This is a genomic window from Sulfuritalea sp. (genome assembly GCF_017302275.1).
Classification (GTDB): domain Bacteria; phylum Pseudomonadota; class Gammaproteobacteria; order Burkholderiales; family Rhodocyclaceae; genus Sulfuritalea.
In genome coordinates this window covers 44363-59066 of record NZ_JAFLDR010000005.1, presented here as the reverse complement: position 1 = coordinate 59066, position 14704 = coordinate 44363, and the positions used below count along the sequence as shown (strand labels likewise).

16 protein-coding genes are annotated in these 14704 nt (G+C 58.1%); all 16 read right to left on the bottom strand.

The features are described 5' to 3' along the window. Positions 1 to 2 precede the first annotated feature (2 nt). From J0M27_RS04010 to J0M27_RS03935, 16 genes are read right to left on the bottom strand one after another with little or no spacing between them, the layout of a single operon-like run. Positions 3 to 947, bottom strand: a complete 945-nt coding sequence (locus J0M27_RS04010) for an NAD(P)-dependent oxidoreductase (protein WP_294987705.1) — start codon at positions 945 to 947, stop codon at positions 3 to 5. Continuing rightward, entirely contained in the window at positions 938 to 1981 is a 1044-nt protein-coding gene (locus J0M27_RS04005; RefSeq protein ID WP_294987703.1) for a hypothetical protein, read from the bottom strand. The genes J0M27_RS04010 and J0M27_RS04005 overlap by 10 nt, the downstream gene beginning before the upstream one ends. Then, positions 1974 to 2714 (bottom strand): PHP domain-containing protein, encoded by a 741-nt coding sequence (locus tag J0M27_RS04000; protein WP_294987701.1) that lies wholly within the window; start codon positions 2712 to 2714, stop codon positions 1974 to 1976. The genes J0M27_RS04005 and J0M27_RS04000 overlap by 8 nt, the downstream gene beginning before the upstream one ends. Beyond that, positions 2711 to 3856, bottom strand: a complete 1146-nt coding sequence (locus J0M27_RS03995; RefSeq protein WP_294987699.1) for a class I SAM-dependent methyltransferase — start codon at positions 3854 to 3856, stop codon at positions 2711 to 2713. Before J0M27_RS03995 ends, J0M27_RS04000 begins: the two co-directional genes overlap by 4 nt. Positions 3857 to 3876: 20 nt before the next feature. Continuing rightward, positions 3877 to 5073 carry a LegC family aminotransferase gene (locus J0M27_RS03990; protein WP_294987697.1) on the bottom strand — a complete coding sequence of 399 codons (1197 nt, stop codon included), beginning with the start codon at positions 5071 to 5073 and terminating at the stop codon, positions 3877 to 3879. Positions 5074 to 5078: 5 nt separating this feature from the next. Beyond that, on the bottom strand, positions 5079 to 6077 hold the full coding sequence (locus tag J0M27_RS03985) for an NAD-dependent 4,6-dehydratase LegB (RefSeq protein ID WP_294987695.1): 999 nt from the start codon (positions 6075 to 6077) through the stop codon (positions 5079 to 5081). Positions 6078 to 6094: 17 nt separating this feature from the next. After that, complete coding sequence (locus J0M27_RS03980) at positions 6095 to 7054, bottom strand: Gfo/Idh/MocA family oxidoreductase (protein ID WP_294987694.1); 960 nt, start codon at positions 7052 to 7054, stop codon at positions 6095 to 6097. Between the two features lie 18 nt (positions 7055 to 7072). Further along, entirely contained in the window at positions 7073 to 8038 is a 966-nt protein-coding gene (locus tag J0M27_RS03975) for a hypothetical protein (protein WP_294987692.1), read from the bottom strand. Further along, positions 8035 to 9027, bottom strand: coding sequence for a TIGR00180 family glycosyltransferase (locus tag J0M27_RS03970; RefSeq protein WP_294987690.1), 993 nt, complete (start codon positions 9025 to 9027; stop codon positions 8035 to 8037). The genes J0M27_RS03975 and J0M27_RS03970 overlap by 4 nt, the downstream gene beginning before the upstream one ends. Positions 9028 to 9040: 13 nt before the next feature. After that, positions 9041 to 9976, bottom strand: coding sequence for an SDR family oxidoreductase (locus J0M27_RS03965; RefSeq protein ID WP_294987688.1), 936 nt, complete (start codon positions 9974 to 9976; stop codon positions 9041 to 9043). Between the two features lie 44 nt (positions 9977 to 10020). Continuing rightward, positions 10021 to 10794 (bottom strand): CmcI family methyltransferase, encoded by a 774-nt coding sequence (locus tag J0M27_RS03960; RefSeq protein ID WP_294987686.1) that lies wholly within the window; start codon positions 10792 to 10794, stop codon positions 10021 to 10023. Positions 10795 to 10803: 9 nt separating this feature from the next. Further along, positions 10804 to 11199: an FdtA/QdtA family cupin domain-containing protein gene (locus J0M27_RS03955; RefSeq protein ID WP_294987684.1), complete on the bottom strand. Its 396-nt coding sequence runs from the start codon at positions 11197 to 11199 to the stop codon at positions 10804 to 10806. Positions 11200 to 11206: 7 nt separating this feature from the next. Next, positions 11207 to 12145, bottom strand: a complete 939-nt coding sequence (locus tag J0M27_RS03950) for an NAD-dependent epimerase/dehydratase family protein (RefSeq protein WP_294987682.1) — start codon at positions 12143 to 12145, stop codon at positions 11207 to 11209. Beyond that, entirely contained in the window at positions 12142 to 13044 is a 903-nt protein-coding gene (locus tag J0M27_RS03945; protein WP_294987680.1) for a putative sugar O-methyltransferase, read from the bottom strand. The genes J0M27_RS03950 and J0M27_RS03945 overlap by 4 nt, the downstream gene beginning before the upstream one ends. A 42-nt stretch (positions 13045 to 13086) precedes the next feature. After that, on the bottom strand, positions 13087 to 13623 hold the full coding sequence (gene rfbC, locus J0M27_RS03940; protein ID WP_294987678.1) for a dTDP-4-dehydrorhamnose 3,5-epimerase: 537 nt from the start codon (positions 13621 to 13623) through the stop codon (positions 13087 to 13089). Then, entirely contained in the window at positions 13620 to 14681 is a 1062-nt protein-coding gene (locus tag J0M27_RS03935; protein WP_294987676.1) for a DegT/DnrJ/EryC1/StrS family aminotransferase, read from the bottom strand. Before J0M27_RS03935 ends, rfbC begins: the two co-directional genes overlap by 4 nt. Positions 14682 to 14704 lie beyond the last annotated feature (23 nt).

Here is a 14704-nt window from a genome sequence, read left to right as displayed (position 1 = left end):
CGTCAACCCTCCTGCCGCGACCGTTGGGGCAGTCCGCGACTGCCTGAGTGCACACATTGCCGCAGCATCATGTCCAATCCCTGCCTTATGTCCGTTTGCGGCTGCCAGCCAAGGCGATGTTTCGCGCGCCCGATATCCAGGCCGAAGCGAATGACCGGATCGTGTTGGACCGCCTGAATTTCATCTACGACTATGTTCCCCCGACCTGTAACGGAAATACAAGCTTCCGCGAGTTCCCTTACCGAGAGCGGGCAACCGGAAGCGATGTTGAACGTTTCCCAGGCTTCTGCGCGCAGTATGGCAAGTATCGCAAGCGCCACATCTGCGGCATGGACGAAATCGATCCTGTCATTCACGGGCGGAACCAATTCGATGGCGGCTCCTGCGCTCGCCTTGGCAAGAAATCGACTGACCATCTTGGCCTCGGGAAGACCGAAGCCATAGAGGGAGGATGGTCTGATGATGGCCAGCTTGAGTCCCTGCCGGCATAGACGACTGAGCGCATCCTCGGCGAGCAGTTTCGAAAGGCCGTAAAGCCCGCCCAGTCCGCTCCAGCCTGTTGGCGCATCTTCAGGCAACCGGCCTGAAGCTATGTCTTCATAGACGGCCGCACTCGAAATGTGCACCACCGGCAGGCCGCGACTGATTGCCCATTGACCCAGATTGACGCATGCCCGGACATTCGTGTCGAACATCAGGCCCTGATCGACAGGCCCCGTGGTTTGCACCATCGCGCCTGCATGCACCACCGCCTGCACATCGGGAAACATGGCGTCGAACTGTTCCGGTGCCTGCCAGTTCGCCAGATCCCAGGTGCCCGCCGCGCCGTTCGCCGTGCTTCCGCGCCCAACCGCTGCTACCTGAGCGCCTTCGTGCTCCAGTGCCGCACGTATGTGACGGCCGAGCATTCCCGTCGCGCCTGTCAGGCCGATCCGGTTCAGAACCATGGATTCACATAGCCCTTGTGAATGCCGGGCTGCAGTTCGTCCGCCCGGACATCATCGACAAATACCTCTTCGTGGTATCGCAGCGCGACTCCGGAGCGAATCACCGGGTCGATGATGTCCTCGCGATAGAAATAGTTCCGCAACGCCATTTCGGGTTCATTGAACCCGAAATGGGCGCGTACTGCCGTGGTGCCGGAAAATCGCGCGTTGATTTCGAACGGGACCGGGCCGGCTTCCGTCAGCATCAGCTGCACGTTCAAGGACCCGATGAAGTCCATGGCGCCGCCAATCGCCAGCATCAATTCATCCAGTTCGCCGAAGCGGGCGACTTCGACATGCCACGAGGTTCCGCCGCGAACCGTGCGGCGCGCCGCAAAGGGTCCGAGAATCCGTCCATCCAGCGTCTTGAATACGCTGCAGGTGTATTCGCTGTGCAGTTCCGATGTCGGCAGGTCGATCACTCGCTGCAGCATCGGCAGGGGGGTCGAGGAGTAGCACTCTTCCAGCATCGCCCGATCCCGTACGACGTGGACATGCCTCGACGAAGTGCCGCGGCGCGTCTTGAGCATCACGGGATAGCCCCAATCATTCGCCACCCTGGCCGCATCGGCCATGTCGCCCGGCAAGAACGCCTCCGCATAGGGAAGTCCGTTGGCGCGAAGAAACTCCGCCGTCAGCCACTTGTCATCGGCGATCCGAACTGTGTCGACCGGAGCGGCGATCACGAGCGTGCCAGTCTGGCGTTCGATCAGCGCCTTGTGCTCGGCAAAGAACAGCAAATCGAATTCCGATCCAACCATGACCACGTCGATCTTTTCCCGGGCCAGGATTTCCATGATGATTTCCAGCGACCCGGCCGCCTCTACGCGCGGCACGAGAATCGCCTCATCCCCACGATAGAGCGCGGCGTTCAGCGGTGCGATGTCTGCGCTGACGATTGTCACCGGCAGGCGGGACGAACGGAGGGCTTTGTGTATGCCCTGGCCGACACCGCTGCCCGCACCCGTAACCAGGACGCGACATTGTCTACGCATTTTTCGCCTGCCGTTCCAGGAGTCGAGTGATTGCACCGACTTCCGCCAGGGAGTGGGCATTTGAACCAAAGGTGACGAAAGCATCGAATTCGCGGCACCATTCGATCATTTGGTACGCATTCGGGTGGTAATAGGAATTGACCTCGACCGCCACTACGTACTCTGCCGCGCGTGCAATCAGCGCACGGATCCTGTCGTCCGGAGGTACGCGCTTGAAGCGCCGGTAGCTCATGCCGAACATGTGGCCGAGAATGTCGACTTGCGGATTCGCCAATACCGCCCAAGTCAGGTCGTACTCCAGGTCGATCGCGACATCAGGATCGGTTTGCTCGAACTGCAGGGTGCGCCCGTCGGAGCCGATAAAGCGATGTACGCTTGCCATCACGAAGTCGCACAACTCGCTGATTGCCGGAATGGTGTCGATGTCTCCATCGCGCGATTCGACCTTCACCTCCGTGCCCACATAGGCCTTGCAAGGCGTTTGGGGCAGTGCCCTGACTTGCGCGGCAAACGACGGGAACCAGTCGACGCTCATCTTGCGGCTGTGTTCGCTGTAAAGCACAGTCGCCAGGCCGCAGGCAGCCGCGGCCTCATATACGGCGTCAACGGTTGCCTCGCCATCGGTCCACGATGTATGCAAGTGCGAATCAATTTTCGGCAGATTCGCCAGATCGAGCTCTCTTGCCTTGTAGATCAGGCCATTGCTGCCTGCGGCTTTCCAGTTCCCGGTCATTTTCGGGCGCCGCCTAGCGGCAGCAGGCGCGAAGCATCGAATCCACCTTTTTCGATCGCGAATTGCCGGATTGGGTCGTAGAACGACATGGCGGAAATCACCAGGATCGAGTTCTGCGAGTACGTCGCGTCGATCGGCAATCGGATCGGAGTTGTACATGCTGGCAGATAAAGTCCTTCCTTTGAAACATCGCCGTCATACAAGCGAACGCCTGAATGACTGCCCAGGCCCGTCATCGCAAAAAAGCTGTTCAGTCCCTGGGTGGCGCCGTGAAATGCCACAAGTTCTCCACGCTCCAGGCGGCGCCGGATATTGTCGGCGGTGTTCGTCAAGAGATTCCGATACATGGCGGCGCTTTGTAGAAGCAACTCCGACTCGCTATACGCCTGGACGGCAACAGTGTGTCCCGAGCCGGACCCGAGCACCAGGGTGAAGAGGTCATTCCCGCCGTGAAGGGAAACAACATCGAATCCAGCCAGGGACGCGGTGCGACGGGAGGACGCCGCGGTAAAGTAGCTCAGATGCTCATGCAGTAGCGCATTCAGATCCCCGCGACGCAACTGGGCTTCGCAGTCCGGATAGATCAGGACGACCTTGCCGCCCCCCGCCAGTTGTCCCCGTATGTTGCGCAGGAAATCCAGCGGGTCCGGAACGTGTTCCAGCACGCTGAAACCGAGGACAAGGTCGAAACGACGGTCGGCCAGTTGCGGGTTGGGAAAGTAGTCGCGAACGACTTCTACCCCATGCGCTGAGTCCCGCGCGGACGGATCGACAAGCACATAGGATTTCGGTTGGTACAACTCCCTTAGCCGGCTCGCCACCCAGGTACTTCCTCCGCCGATCTCAAGGATGTTTGCCGGGCGCATGCCGCCGATCGCGGCCTTTACGGCCGTGATGCTCCGCTCGCCAAGGGAGTTGGCCCAAGCGCTGGCACCCGGTGGCGGCGTTATGAAGTTGTATTCGTCGAGTTGGTAGGCATTCACGACTTCCGCAATGATTGGCGCTGCGGTGACTTGCCGAATCGGGCCGTCAGTCGCCGCAGCCAAGGAAAAGGGGTGGCTCCGCCTGACACCCGGCATCTTCTGGACGCCCTCCCAAAACGGCATTGCATCGAACGTCATCGTCGGAATGCCGTCACTCATCGTAACGCGTGGTATAGGCTTCACTTGAAGTCGCCCCGTTCGACTGTTCTGTTCAACAGAAATGAACTGCTTGGCAAATTGATCAACCGGCTCGTCAGCGATTCGACCCCCCGCAGACTCATCGACGGGCACCGGCTAAAGGGCGTCAGTCGATGCATGGGGGTCCAGGCCGGCCTGGTCATCAGGCCAGCATCGTTTGTAGCGGCGAGAATGTCGTCACGTTGCAAAACGAGGGATTCATCGAGGAGCAACGTCTGCAGCCAGTAGTTGCTGTGGCAATTCACTGGCTCGGCAACGACGCGGACGCCTAGCACTGTCGCAAACGCGTTCCTATAGCGTTCGAACAGCGCACGCTTGCTATTGAGGAAATCGGCGAGCTGCTCAAGCTGGGCGCATCCCAAGGCCGCATTGATGTTCGGCATGCGGTAGTTGTAGCCCAACTCGTCATGCACGAATTCCCAGCGGTGGGGTACCTTGGCGGTTGTGGTCAGATGCTTGGCCCGGCGAGCAAGCTCGGGGTCATTGGTGAGGATGGCGCCGCCACCGCCTGTGGTAATCGTCTTGTTGCCGTTGAAACTCAGGATGCCCAACAGTCCGAATGTCCCGGTGTGTTGGCCGCGGTAGTAGCTGCCCAGGGACTCAGCCGCATCTTCGACCATGGCGATGTTGAAGTCTTTCGCCACCGCAAGCAATCCATCAAGATCCACCGGATGGCCGAGGGTATGCATGGGGACCATGGCTCGAATGATCCGCCCGGTGGCGCGGTTGACGCATGAGCCGACCCGCTGTTCAGTCTGACTGACCAGATGTGCACGGAGCCGAGCCGCATCCATTCCCAGGGTGGACTCTTCGCTGTCGACCAGATGGGGCGTGGCGCCGCAATAGCTGACTGCATTGGCCGTAGCGACAAAGGTCAGGGCGGGAATCAAAACCTCATCGTCGGTCCGCACACCGGCCAGCTTCAGCGCAATGTGCAGGGCGGCCGTCCCATTGACCACGGCAACCGCGTGTCCGGCGCCGGTAAAGCTTGCCAGTTCCGACTCGAAGCGGTCGACGAACTTCCCCACCGAGGAGACGAAGGTCGAGTCCAGGCACTCCTTGAGATACAGCCACTCGCTTCCCCCGAAACTGGGCTCGTGCAAAGCCGCGGATCCTTCACCGACGACTGCGCGCAGGGCGCTTACGACCTGCTCAGCAATGGGGATTGTTCCTGGCACGGGCCTCACACGTTGTAGACATCCGCCTTGTACCCCATCAGCTTGCCGGAATGCGCGAACCAGTCCGCGGTTTCCGCAAGGCCACGCTTGAATCCTTCGCGGCCGCCATAACCGGGCTGCCAGCCAAAGAGTCGGCTGGCCTTGGTGTTGTCCGCCCACAGGCGTTCAACTTCGGAATTTTCGGGCCGCAAGCGGGCTTCGTCGGTGACGATCTCGATCTCTGCGTTCATGGCTTCCGCAATCAACTGAGCCGTATCGCCTATCGAGATCTCGAAATTGCTGCCGAAATTGACCACTTCGCCGAGGCCGAGATCGGAATTCAGCGCGGCAACAAATCCGCGGACCGTGTCGCCCACGAAATTGAAATCCCTCGTTGGCGATACGGCACCAAGCCGAATTTGGCGCCTTCCGCTGGCGATCTGGGTGATGATGGTCGGGATCACCGCACGGGCGGACTGGCGAGGGCCATAGGTGTTGAAGGGGCGGGCGATCACCACCGGCAGTTGGAAGGACGAGTAGAAGGAGTAGGCCAGCTGGTCGGCGGCGATCTTGGTCGCCGAGTACGGCGACTGGCCTTGAAGGGGATGCTCTTCGGTAATTGGCACAAAGCGCGCCGTACCGTACACCTCGCTGGTCGAGGTATGGATCACCCTTCCGACGCCAAACTCGCGGGCTGCCTGCAATACATTCAGTGTGCCCTTGATATTCGTATCCACATAGGTATCTGGCGAATGATAGGAGTAAGGAATGGCAATCAGGGCGGCAAGATGCAGCACTGCGTCGGTGCCCCTGACAGCCTCCTTGACGCCATGCGGATCGCGGATATCGCCGGCAAACACTTCGAACCGGCCCTTTACGTCCGGCGCGCAATGGTCGAGCCAACCCCAGGAGTTGAAGGAGTTGTAAAGTACGAAGGCACGAACTTCGTGTCCCTGTCTAACCAGTTCTTCGGTCAGGTGGGAACCGATGAAGCCGTCGGCGCCGGTAACAAGGACCTTGGTCATTTTTGTGCCGTCATTCCTCAAGAACCATTCAAAACCCCCGGGCCGTAACCGGCCATCCGATCATAGATGGCACAGTGCTGGAGTTGTTCGTCAGCCGAGCAGAACAGGTGGTCGTCTCTGTCCAGAAACGCCTTGGTCTGCGTATACAAGCCTGGCTTGAATTCCTTGTCCAGGCGATCATCGAGTTCAACGTTCTCTGCCTTTACGGAACCCAGCGGAATCACCTGCAACTGCTCCATGGGCCGAAAGACGAGGCGCCGCTTGCGCGTGAGCACCTCCACTGCCCAGCGCCCTGGCGCTTCCCAGTCTGCCTGGTAGCTGAAGAAGACGCCCAGCCCCGTAATTCCCGAGCCGCAGAATCTTGCAGCGGATGGATGCCAGTTCAGCGAACCACCGTGCCAGGCCTTCCAGTCGACAGGAAATCCGCACAAATGAAAGGCCAGGTCGACCACATGCGTGGAGTTGGCAAGGAACCATGCCTCCTTTACTCCCGGTGCCTTGGTCAAGGGCGCGATCACATGGGACCATTCGGTAAACTCGAAAGAGCAACTGGTGGCGCCACCGTCTTCGACCATCATCTTTCGCGCCATGGCTGTGGAAGCATAGAAGCGGCGGTTGTAGGCAATCAACACTTCGGCCCCGTGTCTGGACGCAGCTTGCCGCAACGCGTCAACCTGCCCCGCATTCAGCCCACCAGGCTTTTCGACCAGGATGCGCTGGGTACCGGCTTCGATCAACTCCATGGCGGCACCCGCCAACTGCTCGACGCCAACGGCGACAATAGCCTGCTCGGGGGCATCGAGCGCATGGAGGGCGTCGCTTAGCCCACCTTGCCGTACGGGATGTCCCGTAGCCGATTCAAACTTCCCGGCGGACGTGGCAGCTCGCCCGACGACCGTGAAATCCAGGCCGAGGCTGTTCAATACCTTGGCATAGTCCTGCGCCATCACGCCGGCGCCAATCAACCAAAGGCTCATCGTGTTCGTCTCATTGATTCAGGTAATCGGGACGGCTGTTGCGCCGGCATCGGCCGATCGCCTCCAGTGTTCCAGCATGCTCCGAACAAAAGCGCGGTGAAGACTGACGGACTCGTCCAGCGTCGGCAGGTCACAACCACGACCTTCCAGAAGGGATTCGACCAGGGGAGCCGTCATTTCGCTCTGGTACTGCATTCGTCCAGGAATCGCACGCCCGTCGGATCGAGTGGCTACACCATCGGCTTCCTTGACAAGCCAGGTCTGCCGTCCGTCCGTAACTTCCAAACGCACCGCATCACTGCCCTGATTGGCGCTCAAGTAGGCGCACGACCCTCCGGAAAACCTCGCTTCCAAGGTTCCCGCGACTTCCCAGACACCGCGGCGCTTGCTCTCGAACCAACGCGGCTCCAGGCGATCAGTTACAACCGCCTGCAGCGTTTCTCCCGTCCACCATGCGAGCAAATCAAGAAGATGTATTGCGTTGCACGCCAGTCCCCACGCGCCCCCTTCCATGCGCATGATCATCGGTCGCGCGAGGCCAAGTTGAGCCCTAACTTGGCGATGCCACGGCATGATTCTGCGGGGGGTATTGACCCACGCTCTGGAGCCGGCTCCAACATGAGTGACGATCTCATCGAGACCCGATTCGCTCTGGGCCAACACTTTTTCCAGCACCCAGAAGCGCACACTGGCGTGAGCGGCAATGTGCCCGACCACCTGCGGACGGGAATCCGCGGTCGTCGCGATGATGGCGACGTCGATCTGGCGCGGCAGCGTCTCGATCGACGAGTGGTATGACACTTCGTGAATCACCTCGGGATCCAGCACCTCGTTCCACCGAAGTTGCGCGCGCTCAAGGGAATCCCGGCTGTTGTCCTGAACCACGATTCTCAACGGCAGACGACATTTCGCCAATCCCTGCAGGTATCTTGATCCAAGCTGCCCGGCCCCGGAAACAAGCACGGCATGAGCCGCAGTGGTCATATGCCCAACCTGCTGCGAACTTTTCCAAGACCATTGACAAACCCGATCCCGAATTCGATCGGGAAGGAGAGGCCCAGCCTGCGGGGAATGATTTCGTGGAGCCGCCCGAGTCGTACGGACATTCTCGAAACAAACGAATCGGTCTTCTGAACGTTTCCTGCAATGAAGTATTTGGTGAACTCATGCAACAACTGACTCAAGGCAACGTCTACCAGCTTGGCCACATGAGCCGACATTTTTTCGACCTGGTCCCTGTACTCACTATCGAAGAAAATCTTGCGGGTATGACGTTCGTCCATCGAAGCCTCCTCCCTGGCAGCACTGGTCACTGGATTTTCCAACCGGATGTAATGGTTGGCTGGCACCTGGACGTATTGCCCGTGGCAAAAAACCAGTTCGGCCTGGAGAATTTCCACGAGATAGACGTTGGTAATTTGCAGTTGCCTGATGTCGGACCAGATTCTTTGGTAGCTTGGGGTTCGAAACACCGAATACCACATGTACTTGTAGCTCTTGAACAACTGCACCAACGCATCGAATCCGGACATGCCGCTGAGTGCTGCCGCATCAATGATCCTTACCGGCATGCCGTAGCGCGGCTCGGAAGCGGCAGACACAACCTGACTCACGCCGTAGATTGGCCCGCCGGCACAGACCGCATGCGGATTCTTCTCCAGCGCATCGATGCAACTGGCTATTCCCTGAAAATTGATGAAATCATCGTTGTCACAGGTCATGACATACGCAGTCTGGACCCGCTCGACGGCCTGGACCATCTTTTCAACGTATTGTTCGATGGACAAGTCCTGAGGAAATCGCACATAGGTAACGTTCGGCAGCTTGACCTCGCGGAACAGCTCTTCGTTCTCGTTGGCGATGCTGCCGTCGGCGATCAGGTAGTCATGCTCTTGGCGAATATTGTGTCCAAGCCAGATCCTGGAGTAGTACGGCCTGTCCTTTAATGGTAGGACGAAGGTTAGCCTTTTCATCCAGTCTCGTGTGTCAGTTCAGGCTTGGCGACAGCAGCTCAAGCTCCTGTTTCAAGGATTCCGAAAGCTTCGCGATCGGCATATAACCGGTGCTGCGAAACCGTGCATCGCTGACTTCGTAGCTGAGCTGGTTCATGATCCTGCTGTCTACGAACTGGACCTCAAGTGCCGGCACAAATGCGCGTATGGCATCCACAACCTCACGCACCGTGGCGTTCAGGGTGAGAACGTTGAAGACCCTGCCGTCAAACAGATCATTGCGAACGATATGCGCCACTGCCCTGCAGGCGTCACCAAGGTCAAGGTAGGGACGCTTCTGGTCGTATGCCGTGCTCCAGACTGTGATCGGCAATCCCATCGCCGCCTGCCAGCAAAACTTGTTCACCGCTGTGTGGAAACGCATTCCGGGTGAAACACCGAAGATGGTTCCAAACCGGTAGATTCCAGCCTTCAACCCGCGCTCCTTGACCAATTGCTGAACAAGTCTTTCCTCCTTCAGTTTGGTCGTCGCGTACGGGCTCTGCGGTTTCAATTCTTCTTCGGAACAGTCCTCAGAGACCAACTCGGCCTGTGTGCCATAGACACTTGTCGATGACAGGGTGACGAGACGAACTCCGGTTCCGACACAGGCCTCAGCCACCCGCCTTGTCGCACTGAAGTTGTTCTCTTCCACCTGCGCTGCTCGATCAAAACTTCCGGCAGCATCCGTAATGGCCGCAAGGTGAATGACGACATCGACACCCGCCAACAGGGACTCGAGGTCCATTTTGGTAATGTCCGCCTCGATGAACCTGTAGCGCCCCTCCGTGGGAAGATTGAAGAGCGAGCAATAACGCTGGGTCATCATGTTGTCGACCATGACGACCTCACAACCCGGAAGCAAAAAGGGCAAATCACGTACCAGGCGCGAGCCGATGTGCCCGAGTGCGCCAGTGACCACTACTTTCATTTGAGAGTTCCCATTTCGTTGGCGGCTGTTGGCATGGTCCGGTGTTACTTCACCGCCCGCAAATAGCCGCCGGGATGGCAGGAGAAGAGAAGACGTTGATCGATCCTCTCGTCGACGGCAAAGCGGTCGGTTTCAGAGAGGAACTGCTTCACTGCTGTTGCCGGATTGTTGCCCGGACCCCAAGGACGCACAACATGCACTTGCGGCGGCATGTACTCGACGATGGTATCCCCGCAGATAAGGTACTGGCCCTTTCCTACCAATGGCGCATAGGTGCGAAGCTCGTTTAGAACGTGTTCATGCGTGTGATCGGAGTCAAGAATTACCAGCACCTTGTCCGAACCTGCAAGCAGATCCCTTACCCTCTCCAGCGTTTTTTCCGACGTGCTGCTCCCTTCGATCAATGCGAGACGCTCCGACAGCCGGCCATGGCCGGCGAGCCGTTGGCGCAGGTCCTCCGGAATGAATATATCTATGCCGACAACCTTTTTTCCACCAAGCAACTCAAGCAATGCCGCCTCGAAGAGCATGCCGCCACCCCACGCAACCCCGACTTCGATGATGAAGTCGGGTCGCGTATTCCAGATGATCTCCTGGATCGCAAACATGTCCTGCGGAAGATTGAGGATCGGCTCGCCGAACCATGTGTTCTGGTGAATCCAGCGATGACGGTCGGCCTCGACCAGAACCTCGAGCGCCTTGCCCTGAAGGGATCCGTCCCTACTCATCTCGCTGGCGGCTTTCTCGTTGATCCGAAAGAACTCCTCCCTTGAAACAATCGTCTTGACCTGATGGCCTGCTTTCGCTTCTTCTGTCATTTCGCGTCCTTATGATCCTGTGATCGCTTTGAATTCGTCATAGTCACGTATGTAGTCCTCTTCTTCGTATGCCCGGTCGCATAGAACCATCATCACCGCGCCATCGCTCATGTAGTCTTCCCGCGCCCAGATACCCGGAGGTACAAGCAATCCGTGTTCCACGCTGTCCAGCAGATGATGGCTGACCTTGCGGCCATCGTCGCAGACGACGCGAATCTCTCCGGACAAACAGACGAGCAGCTGAGAGCACTTCCTGTGCGCATGGTCGCCGCGCACATCCCCGGCTCTCGCAGAGACCGTGAATACGCGCCGGATATCGAAGGGTACATGCCGCCCTGCCTCATAGACGCAGAGAACTCCATTTTCGTCCACATGCTTCGGAAAACTGATGGGGTTTGCATCCATGTTCGATTCACTCTCCAGGTAAGTCGCGATAGGCGGCGTCGAGTCCCGCTTCAAAATTGAATTGCGGGGTCCACCCGGTTGCCCGAGTGAATTCCGTCGAATCAATGACGGCGTTCCTGAACTCGATTTGGGAAAGATCGGCCGGTGGTTCGACATGTTCATGGCACGCCCGAACTCCGGTCAGCTCTGTCGCCCGCGATATCACCCGCACAAACGCATCCTTCAGGCTGATTCCCCGACCGCTTCCGATGCAGAAATGCCTGCCACCTGTCCTTTGAGCGTTCGCCGGCGCCGCTATCAACGCTGATACAACGTCATCAATGAAAATGTAGTCCCTGAGGCAAGTACCATCGCCGTAGATCGCAATCTTCCGACCCGCCATCGCTTGGCTGAATATCCTGTCTAGGATGCCCCTGTCTGCTTGCTGACCAGCGGAACGTCGCCCAAAGACATTCGCCAGGCGAAGGGAGCAGCCCCTCAACCATCCTTCCCGGACATATTGCATCAAGTACATCTCGGCGGCGAGCTTGCTTATGTCATAGAAAGTCACGGGGTGATCGGCCATTGCTTCGTTGATCGGTATCCGGTCCGTCACGCCGACTTCCGTCACCGTCCCTGCAATTACAAGGAAGGGTTTGCTCGGTAAGCTCTTGAGGTAATCCATCAGACCCAGCAGCCCAAGGACATTCACGGATGCATCTCCCATGGGGTCTTGTCTTGCCCTGTAGGTACTCGTCTGGCCAGCAAGATGAAACGCTGCATCTATGTCGAATCGCGGAAGTCGATTCCAGGGATCGTTCGCCAGATCATGCCGAATCCAGTTCACCCCGGGCGTGTCTGCATGCAACGAACGGCTCAGGCATATCAGGGAATGACCCTCCGCAAGCAGTCGTTCGCAAAGAGCAGAGCCGATGAACCCGCTGGCGCCCGTCACAAGGAATCTCATTGGGTGGGATCCCGTGCGTAAAGTACGTTGTGATAGTAGGGAAAGATGCCCAATGGTTCCTGCGCAACGACGGTGAAACTGGCATTGGGACGATACTCCTCGACGTGTCGCGTCCTTGCCAGGTGCAAATCGTCAGGATTGAAGATATCGATCATCTGGGTCGAAAGGCCGAGGGAAAAAACGTCCAGCAATTGGCTTTCGTCGATCCCTCGGAGACCAACCGATTCCGGCGAGTACTTGCCGATGGCATTCTTGGAGAAGAAATGCCCGGCCGAATCGATGAAGCGCCGGAAATAAAATTCGATGGTCTGCCTTGGCATTTCCTGAAAGCTATCGATGTTGATCACCAGATCGATGGTCGGGATACCGTCATGCCCTGATCCGAGCGTCAATGCATCCACGAAACGCAATTTGGCGAACTTCGTTTCGTCGAGGACCTGCTCCAGATATGCACGGCTTAGCGCCAGCACCTCCGGAAGGTCAACGATGGTATAAACCTCAAGGTCTGCAAACAGATTCACCAAAGCCTGCGCCGTACGGCCGAATCCGGCGCCAATCTCCAGAATGTGCCGGAGTTCGCCTGTATTCAGGTTTGCGTCGAGAAAGGTGAATTCCTCGATGGAAAAAAAATGGTCGAGGTTGATCGGTTGCCCCGATGGCGATGTAAGCACCACCGGGTTGCCCAGCGAGGTCGGGCCGATCTTCGCGTAGTTGGCGAAGAATTCCGGATCCTTGGCCTGGATCTGGTGAAAGAACAGAAATTTGAAATACCGCATCGACTTGTCGTAGGGGTCCCATGCGGCGAGGCGATTGTTTGCATTGCCGGGTTCGCGAAAATCGGACAAAAAAGATGCGTCAATTTTCGCGAACTGATTCTTGACCAGGCTATCCCACAGCATTGACTTTTTCATAACTTGAAAGGGGCTCCCTGCTCTGCGAATTCAGACCGGAGCAATGGATCCGATACGTGGATGAGCATTGTCACGGTCCGAAACGACAGGTGCGTCGACCGGCCATTCGATTCCAACCCCGGGATCGTTCCAGAAAAGGCCGGCATCGTCCGTCGGATCGTAGCGCTCGCTGACCTTGTAATGAAGGTCAGCGTAGTCGGAAAGCACACAGAAACCATGGGCAAATCCCGGGGCCATGTAGATCTGCCGCGGCCCCGCGTCACCCAGTTCCGTCCCGAACCACTTTCCGAAAGTCGACGATGCCTGCCGGACGTCCACCACGACATCGAACACGCGACCCCTGATTACCGTGACGATCTGGGCTTGCGGCTTGATCCGCGTAAAGTGGAGGCCTCTGAGCACATTCTTCAGCGAACGGGAATGGTTGTCCTGGACAAAATTTTCGATGACTCCAATTGCGCGATACCGCTCCAGTTCAAAGCTCTCCAGGAAGAAGCCCCTGTTGTCACTAAAGCATTTCGGCTCAAGAACCATGATTCCCGCAAACGGCCGGGCAATGATTTTCAATGGAAATCCTTCAGAGCAGCGATCACATGATCGGCGCTTTCCGGAGAGAGCTCGGGATAAATCGGCAACGAAACTACTTCCGCCGCCAACCGTTCCGATACCACCATGGACTTTGCGGTCAGAATCCTTCCCTGGTATGCAGGTTGGAGGTGCACTGGCACCGGATAATGCACGCCCGCATGTATGTCCCTGGACTCCAAATGGGTCATGAGCTCCGCGCGTCGCATGCTTCTGGCGACGAACAAGTGGTAGACGTGCTCGACATTGTCCCTGGCAGCGGGAAGTCCAAGTGAAAGCCCGGTGAGTTGCTTTGCGTAGTGCCCGGCGATCTGCCGCCGCTTGGAATTGTCCGCGTCAAGATGCCGCAGCTTGATCCTGAGAATTGCTGCCTGCAGTTCGTCCAGCCGCGTATTCAGTCCGGGCAGCTCGCTGACGTAGCGCTCGCGCCATCCATATTCCCTCAGCATTCGTAGCTTTTCTGCGAGCCCGGGGTCACTCGTCGTGATCAGCCCGGCATCACCAATGGCGCCAAGGTTCTTGGTGGGATAGCAGCTGAAACATCCAATGCGGCCGATGCTGCCAACGCGCCGGTCCTTCCACCGAGCACCGTGCGCCTGCGAGGCGTCTTCTATCAAGGCCAGATCGTGCTCGGCGCAGAAATGCCCGATGGCGTCAAGGTCGGCCGCCTGTCCATATAGGTGGACTGCTATCACTGCTCTCGTTCTGGAAGTGAGCACTTCAGGCAATTGGTCCGGGTTCAAGGTGAAATAGGTCGGGTCGACATCCACCAGGACCGGTACGGCGCCACACGCCTCAATTGCGGCTACGGTCGCAACGGCGGTGTGCGATACGGTGATCACCTCGTCCCCCGGACCAATATCCAGCGCCCTCAAGGCCAGTTCGATTGCGTCGGTGCCGTTGGCGACTCCGACCGCAAAAGTAGTCCCGATGAAACTGGCAATCTCGCTTTCGAGCGCGGTAACCTCGCTGCCGAGGATGTAACGGTTGCCGCGCATCACCGCCAACACCGCAGCCTCGATTTCAGACTGGTAGCTCAAGAACTGCGCGGCAGGATTCGCGC

Bases quoted from the DNA above. Each gene is read 5' to 3' on its own strand.
- J0M27_RS04010 (WP_294987705.1), bottom strand. From the start codon at position 947: ATGGTTCTGAACCGGATCGGCCTGACAGGCGCGACGGGAATGCTCGGC.
- J0M27_RS04005 (WP_294987703.1), bottom strand. From the start codon at position 1,981: ATGCGTAGACAATGTCGCGTCCTGGTTACGGGTGCGGGCAGCGGTGTC.
- J0M27_RS04000 (WP_294987701.1), bottom strand. From the start codon at position 2,714: ATGACCGGGAACTGGAAAGCCGCAGGCAGCAATGGCCTGATCTACAAG.
- J0M27_RS03995 (WP_294987699.1), bottom strand. From the start codon at position 3,856: ATGAGTGACGGCATTCCGACGATGACGTTCGATGCAATGCCGTTTTGG.
- J0M27_RS03985 (WP_294987695.1), bottom strand. From the start codon at position 6,077: ATGACCAAGGTCCTTGTTACCGGCGCCGACGGCTTCATCGGTTCCCAC.
- J0M27_RS03980 (WP_294987694.1), bottom strand. From the start codon at position 7,054: ATGAGCCTTTGGTTGATTGGCGCCGGCGTGATGGCGCAGGACTATGCC.
- J0M27_RS03975 (WP_294987692.1), bottom strand. From the start codon at position 8,038: ATGACCACTGCGGCTCATGCCGTGCTTGTTTCCGGGGCCGGGCAGCTT.
- J0M27_RS03970 (WP_294987690.1), bottom strand. From the start codon at position 9,027: ATGAAAAGGCTAACCTTCGTCCTACCATTAAAGGACAGGCCGTACTAC.
- J0M27_RS03965 (WP_294987688.1), bottom strand. From the start codon at position 9,976: ATGAAAGTAGTGGTCACTGGCGCACTCGGGCACATCGGCTCGCGCCTG.
- J0M27_RS03960 (WP_294987686.1), bottom strand. From the start codon at position 10,794: ATGACAGAAGAAGCGAAAGCAGGCCATCAGGTCAAGACGATTGTTTCA.
- J0M27_RS03955 (WP_294987684.1), bottom strand. From the start codon at position 11,199: ATGGATGCAAACCCCATCAGTTTTCCGAAGCATGTGGACGAAAATGGA.
- J0M27_RS03950 (WP_294987682.1), bottom strand. From the start codon at position 12,145: ATGAGATTCCTTGTGACGGGCGCCAGCGGGTTCATCGGCTCTGCTCTT.
- J0M27_RS03945 (WP_294987680.1), bottom strand. From the start codon at position 13,044: ATGCTGTGGGATAGCCTGGTCAAGAATCAGTTCGCGAAAATTGACGCA.